The 18,176-nt window shown below is 74.0% G+C and carries 19 protein-coding genes; 9 read left to right on the forward strand and 10 right to left on the reverse strand.

The genetic code is table 11. From position 1 onward, the window contains the following. Positions 1 to 116 precede the first annotated feature (116 nt). A complete protein-coding gene (locus CG736_RS02115; protein WP_100585001.1) occupies positions 117 to 734 on the forward strand; it encodes a DUF4232 domain-containing protein in 618 nt (205 codons plus the stop codon). Positions 735 to 755: 21 nt separating this feature from the next. Here the strand turns inward: CG736_RS02115 and CG736_RS02120 are convergent, their stop codons facing one another. Beyond that, the gene (locus tag CG736_RS02120) at positions 756 to 1,934 is read right to left on the reverse strand and encodes a C40 family peptidase (RefSeq protein WP_100584402.1); all 1,179 of its coding nucleotides are present in this window, start codon (positions 1,932 to 1,934) and stop codon (positions 756 to 758) included. Between the two features lie 283 nt (positions 1,935 to 2,217). Between CG736_RS02120 and CG736_RS02125 the strand changes: the two genes are divergently transcribed. Next, on the forward strand, positions 2,218 to 3,204 hold the full coding sequence (locus tag CG736_RS02125; protein WP_100584403.1) for a LysR family transcriptional regulator: 987 nt from the start codon (positions 2,218 to 2,220) through the stop codon (positions 3,202 to 3,204). Here the strand turns inward: CG736_RS02125 and CG736_RS02130 are convergent. Continuing rightward, the gene (locus CG736_RS02130; RefSeq protein WP_232733733.1) at positions 3,194 to 4,192 is read right to left on the reverse strand and encodes a DMT family transporter; all 999 of its coding nucleotides are present in this window, start codon (positions 4,190 to 4,192) and stop codon (positions 3,194 to 3,196) included. The two genes, CG736_RS02125 and CG736_RS02130, sit on opposite strands and share 11 nt — an antisense overlap. Positions 4,193 to 4,362: 170 nt before the next feature. On the opposite strand from CG736_RS02130, the gene CG736_RS02135 reads away from it, so the two are divergent. Then, positions 4,363 to 4,833: a DUF4265 domain-containing protein gene (locus CG736_RS02135; RefSeq protein WP_100584404.1), complete on the forward strand. Its 471-nt coding sequence runs from the start codon at positions 4,363 to 4,365 to the stop codon at positions 4,831 to 4,833. A gap of 35 nt (positions 4,834 to 4,868) precedes the next feature. On the opposite strand, the gene CG736_RS02140 is transcribed toward CG736_RS02135, so the two are convergent. Then, a complete protein-coding gene (locus CG736_RS02140; RefSeq protein WP_198520324.1) occupies positions 4,869 to 5,537 on the reverse strand; it encodes a hypothetical protein in 669 nt (222 codons plus the stop codon). Positions 5,538 to 5,646: 109 nt separating this feature from the next. Here CG736_RS02140 and CG736_RS02145 point away from each other — a divergent pair, with 109 nt between their 5' ends. Beyond that, positions 5,647 to 6,822, forward strand: a complete 1,176-nt coding sequence (locus CG736_RS02145; protein WP_100585003.1) for an MFS transporter — start codon at positions 5,647 to 5,649, stop codon at positions 6,820 to 6,822. A gap of 117 nt (positions 6,823 to 6,939) precedes the next feature. Here the strand turns inward: CG736_RS02145 and CG736_RS02150 are convergent, their stop codons facing one another. Both CG736_RS02150 and CG736_RS02155 read right to left on the reverse strand, forming a co-directional pair. Further along, positions 6,940 to 8,427, reverse strand: a complete 1,488-nt coding sequence (locus tag CG736_RS02150) for an FAD-binding oxidoreductase (protein ID WP_232733734.1) — start codon at positions 8,425 to 8,427, stop codon at positions 6,940 to 6,942. Between the two features lie 164 nt (positions 8,428 to 8,591). Continuing rightward, positions 8,592 to 8,999 carry a hypothetical protein gene (locus CG736_RS02155; protein WP_100584407.1) on the reverse strand — a complete coding sequence of 136 codons (408 nt, stop codon included), beginning with the start codon at positions 8,997 to 8,999 and terminating at the stop codon, positions 8,592 to 8,594. Between the two features lie 282 nt (positions 9,000 to 9,281). Between CG736_RS02155 and cobF the strand changes: the two genes are divergently transcribed. Beyond that, positions 9,282 to 10,046 (forward strand): precorrin-6A synthase (deacetylating), encoded by a 765-nt coding sequence (gene cobF, locus CG736_RS02160; protein WP_100584408.1) that lies wholly within the window; start codon positions 9,282 to 9,284, stop codon positions 10,044 to 10,046. Positions 10,047 to 10,161: 115 nt separating this feature from the next. Here cobF and CG736_RS02165 read toward each other — a convergent pair whose 3' ends face one another. Beyond that, positions 10,162 to 10,800 (reverse strand): CAP family protein, encoded by a 639-nt coding sequence (locus CG736_RS02165; protein WP_157815360.1) that lies wholly within the window; start codon positions 10,798 to 10,800, stop codon positions 10,162 to 10,164. Between the two features lie 128 nt (positions 10,801 to 10,928). After that, positions 10,929 to 11,291: an HIT domain-containing protein gene (locus CG736_RS02170; protein ID WP_100585004.1), complete on the reverse strand. Its 363-nt coding sequence runs from the start codon at positions 11,289 to 11,291 to the stop codon at positions 10,929 to 10,931. A gap of 146 nt (positions 11,292 to 11,437) precedes the next feature. Between CG736_RS02170 and CG736_RS02175 the strand changes: the two genes are divergently transcribed. Continuing rightward, positions 11,438 to 11,788, forward strand: coding sequence for a hypothetical protein (locus CG736_RS02175; RefSeq protein ID WP_157815361.1), 351 nt, complete (start codon positions 11,438 to 11,440; stop codon positions 11,786 to 11,788). On the opposite strand, the gene CG736_RS02180 is transcribed toward CG736_RS02175, so the two are convergent. From CG736_RS02180 to CG736_RS02190, 3 genes are all read right to left on the reverse strand, one after another. Further along, positions 11,761 to 12,987, reverse strand: coding sequence for a hypothetical protein (locus CG736_RS02180; protein WP_198520325.1), 1,227 nt, complete (start codon positions 12,985 to 12,987; stop codon positions 11,761 to 11,763). The two genes, CG736_RS02175 and CG736_RS02180, sit on opposite strands and share 28 nt — an antisense overlap. A 143-nt stretch (positions 12,988 to 13,130) precedes the next feature. Next, positions 13,131 to 13,811: a response regulator transcription factor gene (locus CG736_RS02185; protein WP_100584411.1), complete on the reverse strand. Its 681-nt coding sequence runs from the start codon at positions 13,809 to 13,811 to the stop codon at positions 13,131 to 13,133. Next, positions 13,808 to 15,022: a sensor histidine kinase gene (locus tag CG736_RS02190; RefSeq protein WP_100584412.1), complete on the reverse strand. Its 1,215-nt coding sequence runs from the start codon at positions 15,020 to 15,022 to the stop codon at positions 13,808 to 13,810. Before CG736_RS02190 ends, CG736_RS02185 begins: the two co-directional genes overlap by 4 nt. A 164-nt stretch (positions 15,023 to 15,186) precedes the next feature. On the opposite strand from CG736_RS02190, the gene CG736_RS02195 reads away from it, so the two are divergent. The 3 genes from CG736_RS02195 to CG736_RS02205 all read left to right on the forward strand — a co-directional run bounded on the left by CG736_RS02195 (position 15,187) and on the right by CG736_RS02205 (position 17,824). Continuing rightward, positions 15,187 to 16,113: an ABC transporter ATP-binding protein gene (locus CG736_RS02195; protein ID WP_100584413.1), complete on the forward strand. Its 927-nt coding sequence runs from the start codon at positions 15,187 to 15,189 to the stop codon at positions 16,111 to 16,113. Next, on the forward strand, positions 16,110 to 16,883 hold the full coding sequence (locus CG736_RS35830) for an ABC transporter permease (protein ID WP_157815362.1): 774 nt from the start codon (positions 16,110 to 16,112) through the stop codon (positions 16,881 to 16,883). Before CG736_RS02195 ends, CG736_RS35830 begins: the two co-directional genes overlap by 4 nt. 89 nt (positions 16,884 to 16,972) lie before the next feature. Beyond that, complete coding sequence (locus tag CG736_RS02205; RefSeq protein WP_255418978.1) at positions 16,973 to 17,824, forward strand: aldo/keto reductase; 852 nt, start codon at positions 16,973 to 16,975, stop codon at positions 17,822 to 17,824. Positions 17,825 to 18,176: the final 352 nt, after the last annotated feature.

Here is an 18,176-nt window from a genome sequence, read left to right on the forward strand (position 1 = left end):
GGGGGACAGCATGGTGGACGTGCCGGTCCCGGGGGGTGGGTTCGAGGGGTGATCGGCCGTCAGTTTCGGCGCGGTTCCCGATGCGGGGCCGCCGGGATCACGGGGTGGAACCGATCATGCGTGTCCGTCAGCTGTCCGCCGCCACCGCCGTGGTGGCGGCCCTGGGCGTGTCCCTCACCGCGTGCGCCGAGGAGCGGCCGTCCGGTCCGGTCGCCCCGGCTGCGCCCGCGGTGCCCGTCGCGGCGGAACTGCAGGTCTCGCCCGTCCTGGAGACCGCGCCCGCCGCCCCCGCCGGGGCCGGGACGCGCCGGTGCACGGCGGCGGACCTGCGGGCGACGGTGTCGGCGGGTTCGGCGGCGGCGGCCTCGGACGGGCCGGTGGTGGAGCGGATCGAGCTGGCCAACCGCAGCGCGGCCACCTGCACCCTGGAGGGCTTCCCGGGCATCGACCTGATCAGCGACGGAACCACCTGGAGCCTGCCCCGGGCCCGGACGTCGCAGACCCGCACGGTGACCCTGCCGCCCGGCGGGACGGCGTCCGTGCTGATCGACTACCTGCCCTACCGGGGACGCGGGCAGCGCGGCCAGGCCGAGTTCAAGGTGACCTCGATGGTGCTGACCCCGCCGGACGACACCGGGCACCTCACCGTCCACTGGGAGGGCGCCAACCCGCAGGACCGCCGCTCCGCACCGCAGCCGGGCACCCAGGTCCGCCCGATCACCGCCGGCCGCTGAGGCAGCCGGCCACGGGGGCGATCACTCGTCGGACGGCCCCGGCGACTCGTCGGTGTCCGCGGACGGGGCCGGGGGCTCGTCCGTGCGCGCGGCCGGGGCCTGCGGGTCGGGGCGGACCGCGCCGAGGATCGGCAGCATGGGGACGGGGGCGAGCTTGATCACCGTCCCGGTGTGCGGGGCGTGCACGACGGTGCCGCCGCCGAGGTAGAGGGCGACGTGGCCGGCGTCGTTGTCGTAGACGACCAGGTCGCCGGGGCGCAGCTCGCGCAGCGGGATCCGCTTGAGCGCCGCCCACTGCTCCTCGCTGGTGCGCGGGATGCTGACGCCGGCGGACTGCCAGGCCTGCGAGGTGAGGCCGGAGCAGTCGTACGCGTCGGGGCCGGTGCCGCCCCACCGATAGGGCTTGCCGAGCTGGGCGAGGGCGTAGGCGATGGCCTGGCGGCCGGCCTCGGACGCGCTGCCGCCGGGGCCGAACGTCCCGGCGGCGAGCATCTCCTCGCGGGCCTGGTCGGCGCGGTCGCTCTCCAGCTGCTCCAGCAGGTCCAGTTGGTCGGCGGGAGTGGATTCGAGCAGTCGGGCGGTGCGGTCGGCCGCGGTGCGGGCCGTGTCCAGGGCTCTCTGGGCGTCCTGCGAGGCGGTGGCCGCCGCCTGTTCGGCCTGCCGGGCCTGGTCGGCGGCCAGCACCAGCCGGGCCCGGGCCTCGCGCAGTTCGCCGAGCACGTCGGCGGTGGTGTGGGTCTGCTCGAACGCCCGCCACTGGCGGCCGAAGAACTCCTCCGGATTGCCGGAGAGTAAGAGTCGGGCGACCGGGCCGAGCGAGCCCAGCGAACCGTTGCGGTACAGCTCGCCGATCAGTCGTGCGGCCTGCAGTTCGGCCTCCGCGACCCGGGCCCGTTCCCGCTCCGCGTCGGCTTCGGCGTCCGCCGACTCCCGTTTCCTCCGGTCGAGTTGGAGATCGGCGGCGGTGAACCGCTGCTCCGCGGTCTCGGCGGCGTGCCGGGCGTCCGCGAGGTCACGGCCGAACTCCTCGAGCGCCGACCCGGCGGTCACCTCCTCGGGCGGCGGCGGTTCCGCCCCGACGGCCACGGCGTCGGGCGGCGGTTCCGGGTCCGCGGCGGCGGGCGCGACGGCCGTGACCAGCAGTGCCACGGCCAGCGGAAGCGCCGCCACCCGCCAGGACCGGGGGATGCCACGGACCATGGGAGTCCACCGTCCTCGCTCACGTGCATCGGATGCGCCACGCACCGACCGGATCGGCCGGCCGCCCGCACACCCGTCGGATGATCGGAACCCCGTCACTGTGGCATCCACCCCGCCCACTCCCCCGCAACCCGGACCCGAACGACGCGCACCTCACCCGCCCGGCGCAGCACCGGCCGCCCCGCCGAGGCCCGGGCGGGTCCGCGGCGGTGATTGCGACCCGTTCCGGGCCGCAGCATCATGAGGGAAATCGATGACGTGCCGGGCCAGCTGAGGGGCTTTCATGAACGTCGGCATCACGCACCTGCGCGCCTTCCTCGCCGTTCTCGACAGCGGCAGCTTCAGCGGCGCGGCGGACGAGCTCGACGTCAGCCAGTCCGCGGTGTCGCACTCGGTGGCCGCGCTGGAGCGTTCGCTCGGCGCCGCCGTCCTGGTGCGCACCGGCCGACCCCGCCCCACGGCGTTCGGCGAGCAGATCCTCGTCCCGGCCCGGCAGGCCGTGGCCGCGCACGCGGCGATCTGCGAACTGGCGGACCGGCGCAATGGGCAGCCGTCCGGGACGGTGCGGCTGGCCGCCCCGCCGACGGCCTGTCAGGGCGTTCTGCCGACCCTCCTGCCGCGCTGGCGGGAGGCGTTCCCGCAGTTGAACGTGGTGCTCCTGGAGGGCGACGACGGCGAGGTCGAGGAGTGGCTGCGGCGCGGCGCCGTCGAGCTCTCGGTCCTGGTCGGCCCGCCGTCCGAGCAGGGCGTCCTGCTGTCCACCGACACCTTCCAGGCGCTGCTGCGACGGGACCACCCGCTCGCCGCCGAGCCGCGGATCGACATCACCGACCTCGACGACGACCCGCTGATCCTGTCGACCGGGGGCTGCGAGAAGTACGTCCGGCAGGCGTACCGGCTGGCGCGCAGGCCGCTGCCCGGGGCGCACCGGGTCCGGGACATGGGGACGTTGCTCGCCATGGTCCGCAGCGGAATCGGCGTGTCGATCGTGCCCGGGCTGACGGCGACGATGCTGGACCACCGGCTGGCCATGGTGCCGCTGGCCCAGCGCGTCACCCGCAGCCTCACCCTGACCGGCCCGGCGGACCGCCCCTGGCATCCGCTGGCCGACGTCCTCACCGCCTGGTGCCGCCGGCATCCGACGGACGGTCAGGACACCGGCCCCCTCCCCGCCGACCGGGATCTCCCGCTGCCGGTGCGGACCCGGCCGCTCGACCCGCGGCCCACCGCCGACACCGGCAGCCACCGCGAGGCTCCCGTCACCGCCTGAGTCTCCCCTCGGGCTCCGCGACGGAGGCGGCCGACGACCCGGACGACCCGGACGTCCCGGACGCCGGCGGGCGGGGGCGGCCCGGCGCCCGGGCGAGCAGGACGCCCGCGACCACCAGGACGGCGCCGGCCGCGGTGTTCCAGCTCAGCGGCTCCGACAGCAGCAGGGTGCCGAACAGGGTCGACCACACGGGGATCACATAGGTGACCGTGGAGGCGATGGTCGGCCCGGCCTCCCGGATGAGGCGGAGGTTGAGGATGTAGGCCACGCCGGTGCCCAGCGCGCCGAGGGCCAGCAGACTCACCGCGGCAGGCCGGCCCGGCCACCCGGGCGCCCCGGCCATCAAGGGCGCAGCGATGGCCAACTCCGCTGTGGCGCAGATCAGTTGCGTGGTCGACAGGGCGACCGCGGAGCCCTGACGGCCCGCGAAGAACCGCCGGGTGTAGGCGAATCCGGCCCCGTAGCACAGCGTCGACCCCAGACAGGCGGCGGCGCCCGTCAGTGTCGCGTCGCCCAGCCCCCGCCAGATGCCCAGCACCACCAGCACCCCGCAGAAGCCGGTGAACAGACCGACCAGCCGACGCGACGTCAGCTGCTCCTGCGGAACCAGCAGCAGTACGAAGAACAGCGTGGTCAGCGGCGTCGTCGCATTGATCACACCGGCCAGCACCGAACTGACCTGCATCTCACCGAAGGCGAGCAGCGCGAACGGCATCGAGTTCAGGAGCAGCGCCACCACCAGCGCATGCCCCCATGTCGCCCGGTCCCGCGGCAGCCCCGAGCGCTGCACGGCCAGGATCGCCGCCAGGGTCAGCGCCCCGAACAGACACCGCCAGAGCGCCACCCAGATCGGCGGAACCTCCGCGTTCACGGCCACTTTGATCAGGGCGAAGCTGGCCCCCCAGATGAGCGACAGGGCCAGGAAGCCCGCGATCCACCGGCCCGGAGCCGGGCCCGTCGATTCCACGGCCACTTCCGGTTTCTGCACCAAGTCCACTCCTCGCCTGGGCGTCGGGCGTTTCGGTCCCGCCAAGTGGTGCGATGATGCGACCGGCCGGAGCCAAGAGTCCAACAAACGACCTGCCCGAGCCATGAACGACACTCATACCGAGCCGCCCGGCGCCGGCCCCGTCCCGGCCGTGTGGAACGATCCCCCGCATGACGCCCGATCCCCAGCCGCCGGTCCGCACGCACCTTCGCCTCCTGGCGGGCCACTCCGAGGGGGAGCCGGTGTTCGAAGTGCTGCCGGCGCTGTTCCTGGAACCCGGCCTGTTCGAACTGGCCGGAAGCCCGGGGCTGACGCTCGGCTGCGCGGCCGGCGATGTGCTCCGGGTCGGCGACGACGGCCGGTTCACGGTGGTGGAGCCCGGCGGGAACCTGTGTGTTCAGGCGGCGAGGCGCGGCTGCTTCGCACCCGAGTCGCTCGCCGAACTCCGGGACGCGATCGGGGAGCTCGGGGGCATCGCCGAGGCCCCGTCGGACCTGCGCTTCGTCGTCGTCACCGTCTCCCTGACGGCCGGCTTTCCCGCGGTCGAACACGTCATGGACCGCTGGGCGGCCGGCATCGACGGGGCCGAGTGGTGGTTCGGCAACATCGACCACGACGAACACGTCGACACCGCGCACTGACCGCGCCGGCGCGGGCGCGCAGGCACCCCGCCGGCTCAGCCGGCGGCCGGCTCCGGGACGTCCCAGCCCAGCTTGCGGGCCTGTGCGGCGACGGTGGCGAAGTCCTTGGCGGGGGCGAGTGCCGCGACCGTTTCGCGGGTGAGCGGAGCGCCTGTCAGGATCGCCGCCACCGCGGAGCGGGCGACGGGGCGCTCGAAGTAGTCCTCGGCGAAGTCCACGTACGCCTCGGGGGTGCCGTCCGCGACGAGGTCGAACATCCAGTCGGCGCCGTCCCGCTCGCCGGGGGCGAACTCCACCGGGCCGCAGCGCCACGCGGTGTCGTCGGTCTCGCGCCAGACGCAGACCGTGGCGTCGAAGAAGTCCATGAACTGGAACTCCGGCGCCTGCGCGTAGTGGGCGAGCGAGGCCGGCAGTCCGTCGAGCAGGCCCGGCCAGTGCGCGCGTTCGGCCTCCCGCCACGGCGTGGCGTCGCTCTCGTGGTCGAACCCGTGGAGGAACACCCCGGCCGCGTCGAACACGATCGCGTAGTGGTCGCCCGAGCCGTTGTCCATGGACGCCAGGTCCACGCCGTCCCGCCAGCCGGGCACGAACGTGTGCGTGGGGTCGTAGTCGTCGAGGATCGCGTCGAGCAGGGCGATCGCCCGGCAGCGGGCGCGCAGTTCGGCGGGTTCGGGCAGCGAGGACAGCAGGTCGCGAACGGTCATGCCGCCCATTCAACCGCGCGCCGCCGACACTGCCGCGAACGGGCTGACCTGGCAGTTCGCCCCGCCCTGCCGCAGGATCGCGCGGCAGGCCCGCGGTTACGGTGGGCGGATGACCGGTCGTCGGCGTCTGCGGTATCTGGGGGCGGCGGGCGCGTTCGCCGTCTGCATGGCGGGGACCACGCTGCCCACCCCGCTGTACGGGCTGTACCAGGAACAGATCGGGTTCTCCGAGCTGATGGTGACGGTGGTGTTCGCCGTCTACGCGCTGGGCGTGATCGGGGTGCTGCTGCTGGTCGGCAATGTGTCGGACGCGGTGGGGCGGCGACCGGTGCTGCTGTGCGGTCTCGGGTGCGCGGCGGGGGCGGCGGTCGCATTCCTGGCCGAGCAGGGGCTGGCGCTGCTGTTCGTCGGCCGGCTGCTGTCGGGTTTCTCCGCGGGTCTGTTCACCGGCACCGCCACCGCGTACGTGCTGGAGCTCGCCCCGCCCGACCGCAGGGCCCGGGCCGGGTTCGTTGCCACCGCCGCGAACATGGGCGGCCTCGGTCTCGGTCCGCTGCTGTCGGGGCTGCTCGCCGAGTACACCTCGCACCCGCTGACGCTGCCCTACCTGGTCCACCTGGCGTTGCTGGCGGTCTCCTTCGCCGTCACCTGGCTCCTGCCCGAGACGGTGGCCGGCGCCCGCCCGCTGCGCACCGCGCGGCCCCGGCGGCCGGAGCTGCCGCCGCAGGTGCGCGGGGTGTTCGTCCCCGCGGGGATCGCCGCGTTCGCCGGGTTCTCGCTGCTCGGCGTGTTCACCTCGGTCAGTCCGGCGTTCCTCGCCGAGGACCTGGGCGTGCACAACCACGCCGCGGTCGGCGCGATCGTCTGCCTGGCCTTCTTCGCCTCGACGGCCGGTCAACTCCTGGTTCCCCGGCTGGGCGCGGCCCGGGCCATCCCGCTGGGCTGCCTGGTCCTGATCGCCGGGCTCGGCCTGCTCGCCCTCTCCCTCGCCACCGACACCCTGACGCCGCTCGTCCTGGCCGCCCTGGTCGGCGGCACCGGCCAGGGCATGGGCCTGCGCGGCGCGGTCGACGAGGTCGCGGGCGCGGCCCCCGCCGAGCAGCGCGGCGGCGTGCTGTCCGCGCTGTTCGTGGTGGCGTACTTCGGCATCTCGATCCCGGTGATCGGCATCGGCCTGCTCGCCCGCCCCCTCGGCCTCACCCACGCTGGCCTGGTCTTCGCCGCCTGCATGGCCGCCCTCGCAGCGGCCTCCGGCGCCTACCTGCTGCGCCGCCGGGTCTCCTGAACGGGCGTCGCACCGGGTGCGACGGCCGCTCGTCGGCTCCCCCGCCGGGACCCGACCTGCCGGACGGCCCGTCGCCGCGCTTCCCGGAGCCGACCCCGGACGCCCCGGCCCGCGGCCTCAGGCGGCTCGTCCGAAGCCGCCGGACGCGGCGGTGACCGACTGCGGGAAGGCGAAGACGCCGTCGGGGTCGTACCGGCGGGCGATCAGCTGGAGGCGTGACAGGTTCTCGCCGTAGTAGGCACGGCCCCAGTCCGGGAGCGTGGCGTCGATGTAGTTGACGTACGCGCCGTGCGCGCCGAGGCCGGCCAGACCGTCGCGGACGGCGTCGACCGCGGCCTTCACCCGGGCCTCGGTGGCGGGGGTGGCGGAGGCGTACACCTGGGCGCTGGCGAGCGAGTTGCGGTGCGGGAAGGCGGTGTCGCCCGGTCCGAGGTCGCCGACGGCGCCGCCGAGCGAGTCCAGCAGCAGGTCGATGCCGGTGTGGCCGGTCATCAGGTCGGTGACCTTCGCCGGGTCGATCGGCCGGGGTCCGAGCATTCGGGAGACGGCGACGAATCCGGTCCGGGTGAGCCGGCCGCCCTCCCAGGTGGGGTGGCACTGGGCGACGGTGTCCTTGGAGCAGCCCGCCATGTACTGCATCGCCGCCAGGTAGTCCTTGGGGGCGACGGTCCGGCTGGTCGGCGTCGTTCCGGCGGCCCTCACCAGCCGGTCGACCTGCTGGTTCGCCCCGTCGGGGTCGCCCACCCAGCAGCCGACGACCCGGCAGCTCGGCGGGCTGCCGCCGGCGATCTGGCAGCTGGCCCACAGTTCCTCGGGCGCGCGGGCCACCCACTCCTGCCAGGCGCCGAGCACCTGCGGCACCGATCCGGCGGGGAACGCCAGCGAGATGACGGTGAGGCCGGGCGCGGGCGCGGTGTCGAAGGTGAACCGGGTGACCACGCCGAAGTTTCCGCCCCCGCCGCCGCGCAGCGCCCAGTACAGGTTCTCGTTGCGGCCGGGCGAGGCGGTGTGCAGGGCGGAGTCGGCGGTCACCAGCTGGGCCGCGCCGAGCCGGTCGCAGGTCAGCCCGTACTTGCGGGCCAGCACGCCGATGCCGCCGCCCAGCGTGAGCCCGCCGACCCCGACCGTCGGGCAGCTCCCGGCCGGCAGCAGCCGCCCGGCCGCCGCCAGGCCCGCGTACACCTCGATCAGCCGCGCGCCCGCGCCGACCTCGGCCTTCCCGTCCCGGTGCACCTTGACGTCCGCCATGCCGCGCAGGTCGATCACCAGGCCGGTCGCGGGGATGCTGTAGCCGAGGTAGCTGTGACCGCCGCTGCGTGCCGCGATCGGGATGCCGTGGCCGCGCGCCACGTCCAGACAGGCCCGGACGTCGTCCGCCGAGAGGCACTTGGCGACCGCGGCGGGCAGTTGACCGTCGTTCAGCTGGTTGAACCCGAGCCGCGCCGTCCCGTACCCGGGGTCGGCGGGCAGCACCAGCCGGTCCCCCAGCCGTCTCCGCAGCGCCTGCCAGTCCGGCGGCGCCGCCCGCCAGCCCCGCGCTCTGGCCGGGAACGCCCCCACCGCCCCCGCACTTCCCGCCCCCGTGGCCACTCCTGCCGCCGCCACCGCAGCGACAGTCAGAAACCGCCGACGATCCATACCCATGGCGAACCTCTCCGTCCGCGCCCCGCGCGCGAGCCTCCTGTCCGCCGATCGTCGCCCTCCCCCGCCCCTCGGGGCCCGCCGCACTGCGCCCATCGGCGCACACCGGCCCCCCGACCGACCCGCCGTCAGGCCGCCGGCTCCGGGAAGCCGCCGAGCCGCTCGCCGACCCGCTCGCGCAGCAGCAGGTACTCCGCCCAGCGGTGCCGCGTCGGCCCCACCGGACGGGCCAGGACCCGGCCCTCCGTGACGGTCTGACCGTCCCGGAACTGTTCGAGCGTCAGGTCGAGCTCCGCGCCGCTGGGCAGCCGGTTCCACCAGTGGAACCCCTGCTGCTCCCCGCCCCGGTACACCTTCCCGACCAGCAACTCGCCCCCGAACAGGTCGTGCACCACCAGCGCGGTGATGTCGCACTGCCCCCACGCCGGGTTCTCCGGCCCCCACCCGGCCCTGAGCAGGTCGTCCGGCGAACAGGTGTCGGCGGCCCAACTGGCCCGCAGGGCCCGGTCGAGATCGAGCAGGTTCCAAGGAGTCATCCCGGCAGCGTCGCACCCGCCACCGACAACCGTGGTGTCGTCGGCGAGGGCGCGCTGTTCGACTGTTCGGCGTTGTTCGACGGCGTCAGGGCTGCTCGGTGCGGCATCGCCGGGTACCTGCCGCAGGCCGGCGGGTCGGGCCGGACAGCGGTGATCGCGAAGCCTGGCGGGATCGTCGCCCGCCCTCGCATCGCCGTGATCCACCGGGCCGACCGCGCCTCGATCCGTGCAGCGTGCCGCCCACCTGCCGGTCCGCGCGGGCGACCAGGCAGAATCGGCGTCATGCGTACCCTTCTCGTCATCGGCATCGGCGCGGGCGATCCCGACCACCTCACTCTGGAGGCGGTCAAGGCGATCGGCCGCACGGATGCGTTCCTGCTGCTGGACAAGCCCGAGGAGCGCCAGGACCTGATCCGGCTGCGGCGACAGATGATCGCCGAGCACGGGCGGCCCGGGCACCGGGTGGTGGAACTGATCGACCCCGCGCGGGACCGCGCCACGGCGGCGTACAAGGAAGCCGTCGAGGAGTGGCGGGAGCGGCGGGCCGACCTGGTCGAGCAGGCGGTGGTCGAGGAGTTGGCGGACGGGCAGACCGGCGCGCTGCTGGTCTGGGGCGACCCGGCGCTGTACGACAGTGTGATCGCCGTCCTCGACCGGATTCTGGCCCGCGGGCGCACCGGGTTCGAGTACACCGTCGTCCCCGGCATCAGCAGCATCTCGGTGCTGGCGGCCCGTCACCGCACCACCCTCACCCGCACCGCCCGCCCCGTACGGATCACCACCGGCCGGCGCCTCGCCGCCGAGGGCTTCGGCCCGGGGTCGGAGGACGCGGTGGTGATGCTGGACGGGCAGGCGGCGTTCACCAAGATCGACCCGGCGGGCGTGCACATCCACTACGGCGCGTACCTGGGCACCGAGGACGAGATCCTCGCCGCCGGCCCGCTCGCCGAACAGGCCGACCGCATCGCCGAGTTGCGCGAGCAGGCACGCGAGCGCAAGGGCTGGATCATGGACAGCTACCTGCTGCGCCGCACCGACTCCGAATAGAGCCGTCGCGCGGCCGCCGTGACGGGCGGCGTCGGACCGCGACGCCCGCACCCTCCGCGCGGAGCTGGCCGACTGAGACGGCGAACCCGGGCGACCGCCTGCCGCCCCACCGTGCCTACGGCCGGGGCGGCAGGACGTTGTCCCGGTACGCCTTGGTCGGGTTCTGCGGGTCCGTCGTCAGGTTCCCGCGCGGCGTGAAATCGCACACGATGTACGTGTCGGACCAGGAGAAGCCCTCGCTGTCCGGGCCTCCGTCGCGGAGGCCGCCGACCCGGGCGCAGCCCAGCTTCGTGGTGGACTTCCACACCAGCTGGGTGAAGCTGCCGGTCTCGCGGGAGAAGCCGGGCTTGGCGTAGTCGTAGTGCGCGCTGCCCTCGTACCAGGAGTCCACCGCGTCCCGGCAGGTGTCCGGGGTGTAGGTGCCCTCACCCGCGGTCGAGCTCCGGCTCAGCGTCTCGCCGTACCCGCGCGCCAGGCCGTCGCTGTTGAAGCCGTTCGGCCGGGAGACCTGCTGCGCCCGGGACTTGGCGTAGTCCACGACCGTCGGGTCGACGGTGAGCGGCGGCACCTGGTGCTCGGCGCGGTAGGCGTTGACGGCGGCCAGGCAGTCGCGCTGGAACTCGCCGTCCGTCCGGTCCGTGAACGCCCGCCGGCCCGCCGACCCGTCCGCCGCCGCGGGCAGCATCGCCGTCATCAGGGCCAGGGCCGCCGCCCCCGCGGCCACGGCCGCCCTGCGAATCCGAAGTGCAGTCAAGGTGGTTGTGCTCCTTCTCGCGCTGATCCTGCCATCCTGCTCAACGCCCACCGCCCCATCCAGGGCACGGGCCGCCTCCCGTCCAACAGCCCGAGTTGCCCGGACACTGCCGCCGGAACCCTTGCGGCTCAGACCCGCCCCTCGGGCAGCTCGCCCCTGAACAGCACGTGCCAGTGCTGGTGCTTGCTGTCCTGGTACTCGCCCAGGTTGGTGACGATGCAGCAGGCGCCGTGCTCCTCACGGACCCTCGCCGCCACCGAGCGGACGACCCGCATGACCTTCATCAGCAGTTCCTCTCCGCCCTCGCCGAGGTCCTCCAGGGACGGGGTGTGCAGTTTGGGAACCACCACGATGTGCACCGGGTACGACGGCCGGGTGTGCTCGAAGGCAAGCACTTCGTCCGTCTCCTCGACCACCGTGATCGGAGTGTTCCCGGACAAGGCCTCCTGGCAGTAGAAGTCCGACACCTGCTCGGTCCTGGCAGTGGTCATGCCGATCACCCATCCCCTCGACTGCGGCGCCGAGCCCCGCCGGAGGCCGTCCCGACCGACGCGGCATTCCCGTGGACACCGTCCTACGGGGAGCGGTTCGGGGCAATGCCGGGACCTCGCGGGCCGCAGCCTCGTTGATGTCGACGGTGGCCGGGACCCGGGTGGGCGGTGCGGTGCGGTGCGGTGCGGGAAGGCGCGGGAGACCGTCCGTCGCCTCGTTCGGCATCGAGGTCACCCTGGTCGAGCCGAGCGCCGCCGCCACCGCGCTGCCGGAGGTCGTCGGCGCCGAACAGCCGCCGCTGCGCGTGCTGTTCGGCGCCGCGCCCACCCACCTGGTCGACCAGGTCTGCGCCGAGCGGCTGCGGACCCGGGCGGACCGGGAGCGGGTCTCCGTCGCCGCCGACGGCGACTGCCCCGCACACCCGCCGTGCCCCGCCGCCGAGTTCGAGCAGCGGTCAGCGGTCAGCGGTCAGCGGGTGAAGGCGATCTCCGGGTAGCACGGCGACGGACCGTCGAACAGGCCGGTGCGACGGTGGCGCAGCTGGAGGTCGAAGAAGCCGAGCAGGTAGGCGCGTTGGGCGGCGACGGCGTGCGGGCCGTCGCCGGTGCCGAGGAAGTGGTCGAGCTGCTCCGCGGACCAGCCGATCACGGGTTCGCCCTGCGGGATGAGCAGTTCGAGGTCGGAGTAGGACAGGTGGCCGGAATCCTTGAGGTTCAACTGCCTGCGCCAGCCGGTGAGTTCGGGCCACAGTGCGTCCCACATGGCATCACGGGCGGGACTGTCCCAGCCGGAGCTCATCAGCAGCAGCGGCTTGGCCAGGCCGTCGCCGGCCACCGTGCCGAAGACCGGCCCGTCGAGGGTGGCGCCGGCCCGGATGCGCGCGTCGTCGTGCAGGGCCTGAAGGGTGGTGGCACCGCCCATGGAGTGGCCGAACATGCCGACAGAGGTCAGGTCCAGGGCGGCGCCGAGTCCGCGCGGCACGGGCCGGTGTTCGGCGTCGGGGTCGGCGCCGGCCGCGAGCGCGGTGAGCCGGTCCAGGACGAATCGGGTGTCGGCGGTGCGGACGGCGACGATCTCGGCGTCGCTCATCGCGTGCACGGCTGCGGTGTTGCGGACTTCGACCCGGCCGTCGGGGAACTCGACCTCGCCGGCGTCGAAGGTGTGGTCAATGGTGGCCACGATGTAGCCGTGGCTTGCCAGTTCCTCGACCAGCGCAGTGTCGAACGAGCGGTCCCCGCGCGACCCGTGCGAGTACAGGATCACCGGGTGGCGGGCGGCACGGTCGGCGGGCGCGTCTTCATGGCCGTGGGTGACCGGCCAGGCGAGCCCGCCGGTCGGGATGCCGAAGTAGTCGGACTCCAGGTGCGCCTGCTCGGCGGGGCTCATCCAGGGGGCTGCCGGGTGGCCGGCGGTGCTGGTCGCGGGATACCAGAGCTGGATCTTCAACTCGCGGGACCGGGGCGTCGGCGCCCAGGGGTCGGGACGGGTCTCGTCGACCAGGTGCATCGTGGTGGTGCCGACGAGGTGCCGCCCGGTGGGTGCGGGCAGGGTCAGGCGCAGCGGCCCGGCCCCGGCGGTGACGGTCGGGGCGGTCGAGGTCACGGCGGTCGCGGCGGTCGCGGCGTCGGGGACGGTGGCGGCCAGGATGCCGAAGGCGAGCACGGCCAGCAGTCTTCGCCGATGACTCATCGTCATGTTCGGTCAGCTCCAACGGAGTTGTGGTGGCGGAGGCTCCACCGTGCCCGAGCTGCGGACACCGACGCGTCGGCCCGCGGTCAGATGTCCGGAGCGCGGCTACGACCGCGGGCATGCACCCGTGGCGGGAGACCGCCGCGACGTCAGCCGACCAGCCCGGCGCGGTGCGCCAGGATCACCAGGTGCACCCGGTCGCGGGCCGCCAACTTGGCCAGCAGGTGGCCGACATGGGTCTTGACGGTCCCGGTGGTGATGAACAGTCGCTCGGCGATCTCGCTGTTGGTCAGCCCCTGGCCGATCAGCGTCAGCACTTCCCGCTCGCGCTCGGTGATCGCCGCCAACTGCGCTGCGGTGTCCGGGTCTTCGTACATCGGTGTGGCCGGCCGGGCCGCGAACTCGCGGATCAGGCGGCGGGTGATGCCGGGTGCCAGCAGCGCATCCCCGGCGGCGACCACCCGGATCGCGGCCAGTAGTTCCTCGGGCGGGGTGTCCTTCAGCAGGAACCCGCTCGCTCCGGCCCGCAGCGCCGTGTACACGTAGTCGTCGATGTCGTACGTGGTGAGAATCAGCACCTTCACCTCGTCTGCGGACGAGTTCGACGCCCGGGGCGCCGCGATCAGTCGGGTCGCCGCCAGCCCGTCCATCCCGGGCATCCGGATGTCCATCAGCACCACGTCGGGCGCCGTCCGGCGGGCCAGTTCGACGGCCTCGGCGCCGGTCGCGGCCTCGCCGACCACGGTGAAGCCGTCCGCCGCGTCGACGATCCCGCGGAACCCGGCGCGCACCAGTGCCTGGTCGTCGGCGACCAGCACTCTGATCGTCACCGCTCGCCCCCGGTCGGGAGCAGCGCCCGTACCCGGAACCCTCGCGGGGTCCGCGGCCCGGCCTCCAGAGTGCCGCCGTACAGGCCGACCCGTTCGCGCATCCCGGCGAGGCCGTGCCCGTCGGCCGCCTCGACCTCGGCGGGCTGCGCGCCCCTGCCCCGGTCGCCGACTTCCAGCAGCAGCGCGTCCGGCCGGTACTCGATGCGCACCCGCGCCGTGTCGGTGGCCGCGTGCTTCACCACGTTGGTCAGAGCCTCCTGGACGATCCGGTACGCCGTCAGTTCCAGGGCCGGCGACAGCTCGCGGCGCGCGCCGGTGATCGTCAGGTCGACCCGGACGCCGGCGTCCGCGGCACCGGCGACCAGGCGGTCCAGGTCCGCCAGGGTCGGTGCGGGGAGCAGCGAGGCGGTGTCGGGCGGGCCGCCGTCGCGCAGGACGCCCAGCAGTCCGCGCATCTCCCGCAGCGCGTCCCGGCTGGTGCTCCGGATCGCGGCCAGCGCGGTCTTGGCTCCCTGCGGGTCGCTGTCGATGACGAACTGGCCGTATCCGGCCTGGACGTTGACCACGCTCATCGAATGCGCGATCACGTCGTGCAGTTCCCGGGCCAGCCGGATCCGTTCGGCCGTCAGTTCGGCCCGGACGGCGTCGGCCTGGTGGCGGCGCAGGGCCGCGTCGTGGGCGCGGTGGCGTCCGACGGCGGCGCCGAGCGCCCAGGCGGTGAGGTGGGCCAGTGCGGCGACCAGCCAGTTGTGCCACAGCTCGTAGGAGCCGAACCAGGTCAACTGGGTTGCGGCGAGCGCCAGGCAGAGCGCGGCCAGGCCGTCGCGGGTCGACCGGGTCGCGGCCGCCAGGAACACGACCGCGGCCCCGGTCAGGACGACCTGCAGCCCGACGATGTTGGCGATCATCAGCTCGCCGGCCGCGGCGACGATCGCCGCCCAGGCCGCCAGCACCAGCCCCACGGCGAGCGGCGTCCGCACCCGCCGCACGGCGAGTGCCGCGCCGAGCGCCACCACGCAGACCAGCACCACGGCCACCTGCCAGGTCGCCGGCTCGGGCAGCTCGCGCCCGTGCGGACGGTAGTCCGCCGCGTAGTTCAGCACCCGCTGCCAGGTCACCGCGCCGAGCACCAGCGCGAGCGCGGCGTCCAGCGCGATCCAGTGCGCGGTGCGCAGCCGCCCGGTCAGCGGCGGGCGCGGTTCCTGATTCATCGGCCCAGCGTAGTGACGCCGCCCGGCGCCGGTCATCCGTCCCGCGGTCTATGACCGCGGTCGTAGGCGGCCGCCGACCGCTCCGGCCGCGGCCCGACGACGACGGCTGCGGACCGCGGGCACGCTGAGTCGCACCGCAGCAGTCGACACCCTGGAGCGTTCCCTTGATCGAGATCCGCGAGCTCAGCCGCCGGTACGGACCGAGGACGGCGGTGGACGGTCTGACCTTCACCGTCGCACCCGGCCGGGTCACCGGCTTCCTCGGGCCCAACGGCGCGGGCAAGTCCACCACCCTGCGCATGATCCTGGGCCTCGAACGGCCCAGCGCAGGACGGGCGTTGGTGCAGGGCCGGCCGTACCGGGAGCTACCTGATCCGCTGCGGCGGGTCGGCGCGCTGCTGGACGCCGACGCCGCCCACCCCGGGCGCAGCGCCCGCAGCCACCTCGCGGCCGTCGCGGCGAGCAACCGACTCCCGGCCCGGCGGGTGACCGAGGTGCTGGACGCGACCGGGCTGGCGTCCGCCGCGCGCCGGAGGGTCGGCAGCTTCTCGCTGGGCATGAAGCAGCGCCTGGGCATCGCCGCCGCGCTGCTCGGCGACCCCGAGGTGCTGCTGCTCGACGAACCGGTCAACGGCCTTGACCCCGAGGGCATCCACTGGATCCGCACCCTGATGCGCGACCTGGCGGCCGAGGGGCGCACCGTGCTGGTCTCCTCGCACCTGATGAGCGAGATGGCGCTCACCGCCGACCACCTGATCGTGATCGGCCGCGGCCGGCTGATCACCGACACCCCGACGGCCGACTTCCTCGCGGCCGCCGCCCGCACCGACGTGCTGGTCCGCTGCTCCGCGCCCGAACGCCTGGCCCGCGTGCTGGCCGACGGCGGCGCCTCGGTCCGCCGCGAGGACGGGGGCGCGCTGGCGGTCACCGGCCTGGACCCGCGCACGATCGGTGAACTCGCCGCGGGCGCCGGGATCGGCGTCCACGAACTCACCCACCGTACCGCCTCGTTGGAGGAGGCCTTCATGGAGATCACCGGCACCGCGGTCGAGTTCGGCACCGCCACGACAGACAGGACCCGCACCCCGTGACCGCCCTCACCACCCGCGGAGCCCTCGCCTCCGAGTGGATCAAGCTCCGCACCGTCCGCTCCACCTACCTCACGCTGCTGCTCGCCGCCGCGACCGCTGTCCTGGTCGGCACCCTCGACGCGGCGTCCGCCGCCGACGCCTGGGACTCCTGGACGCCCGAGCGGCGCGCGACCTTCGATCCGGTCCGCTACGGCTTCAGCGGGGGCTTCTACCTCGCCGTCCTGGCCGTCGGCACCCTGGGCGTCCTCTCCGCCTCCACCGAGTACGGCACCGGCCTGATCCGCACCACCTTCACCGCCACCCCGCGCCGCCGCCAGGTCTTCACCGCCAAGGTCCTCACCACCGGCCTCCTCGCCCTCGCCTGCGGCCAACTCCTCTCCTTCACCACCTACTTCCTCGGCCAGGCCCAACTGGCCGCCCGCCACCTCGACGTCCCCCTCGGCGCCCCCGGCGTGCTCCGCGCCGTCCTGCAGACCGGCCTCTTCTTCGCCGTCCTCGCCCTGACCGGCCTCGCCCTCGGCTTCATCGTCCGCCGCCCGGCCGGCGCCGTCGCCCTCCTCTTCGGCCTGTTCTTCGTCCTCCCGCCCCTGCTCGGCACGATCAGCGACCGGGCCGCCCGGTGGACCCTCCAGACCGCCTTCGAATCCATGACCGCCACCGTCACCACCCCCAACCACGCCCCATCCGCCACCGCCCTCCCCACCTGCGCCCTCCACCTGACCGTCCTCCTCGGCACGGCGGCCCTCCTGGTCCGACGGCGCGACGTCTGACGCAACGGAAAACCGGTCGAGAACGCGACCGGCCGGCGTTAGAGTCGGCCGCCACCGCACCACTCCCTCACCCAGGAGCCGGTCTGCCCGTGGACACCTTCACCTTCGGCGGCGAACTGACCGTCCCCCGCCTCGGACTCGGGACCATGCGCATGACCGGCCCCGGCATCTGGGGCCCGCCCGCTGACCGCGACGCGGCCGTCGCCGTCCTGCGCCGGGCCGTGGACCTCGGGGTACGGCTCATCGACACCGCCGACGCGTACGGCCCGCACGTCGGCGAGGAACTCGTCGCCGAGACCCTCCATCCCTATCCGTCCGACCTGGTGATCTCCACCAAAGGCGGCCTGATCCGGCAGGGCCCCGACCGGTGGCACGCCGTCGGCCGTCCCGAATACCTGCGCCAGTGCGTCGAGATGAGCCTGCGTCGGCTCCGGCTCGACTGCCTCGACCTCTACCACCTGCACCGCATCGACCCACTCGTCCCGCTGGAGGACCAAGTCGGCGCCCTCGCCGAACTCCGCACCGAAGGCAAGATCCGCCACATCGGGCTGTCCGAGGTCGACGTCGAGGAGATCGAACGGGCGCGGGCCGTCACCGACATCGCCGCCGTGCAGAACGTCTTCAACCTCACCCGCCAGCGCTACCGGGACACGCTCGACCACTGCACCGAGGCCGGCATCGGGTTCATCCCGTTCTTCCCCCTCGGCGTCGGACAACTCGCCCGGCACGACGGCCCCCTCGCGTCCACCGCCGCGGCCCACCGCACCACCCCGGCCCAACTCGCCCTGGCCTGGCTCCTCCACCTCTCCCCCGCCGTCGTCCCGATCCCGGGCACCACCAGCATCGACCACCTGACAACCAACCTCGCTTCGGCCGACCTGCCCCTGACCGACAGCGAGGTGTCGGCCCTCGGCCGTGCCTGGACCGACACCGGAGCCTGACCGCTGGATTCAGCACCCGGGTGTAGCCAGGGCCTGGTCACCGCCGAGGAGGAGTTCGAGGGGAAGCTGCGCACCGGTCGGGTGGCCGCCGACTTCCCCGATAGCAGCGATGCCTCCGCGCACGAGCCGGGGTACTGGAAGTCCAGCGGACCGAGGAGGACCGGGCCGCGGCCGTTCACGAGGGGGTGCGGTGCCGGGCCACGTACTCGTCGGTGAGGATGCTGCAGGTGCACCAGTCGCCCGCGCACGGGGTGCCGATCGCCAGACGGCTTGGCTGTCCTCCAGGTCGCCGACGACCTCCGCGTCGACGAACAGGGTGAGGAGCGGATGCTCGGGAAAGTCGTTGAGTCGC

Source organism: Kitasatospora sp. CB02891, assembly GCF_002803145.1.
GTDB lineage: Bacteria > Actinomycetota > Actinomycetes > Streptomycetales > Streptomycetaceae > Kitasatospora > Kitasatospora griseola.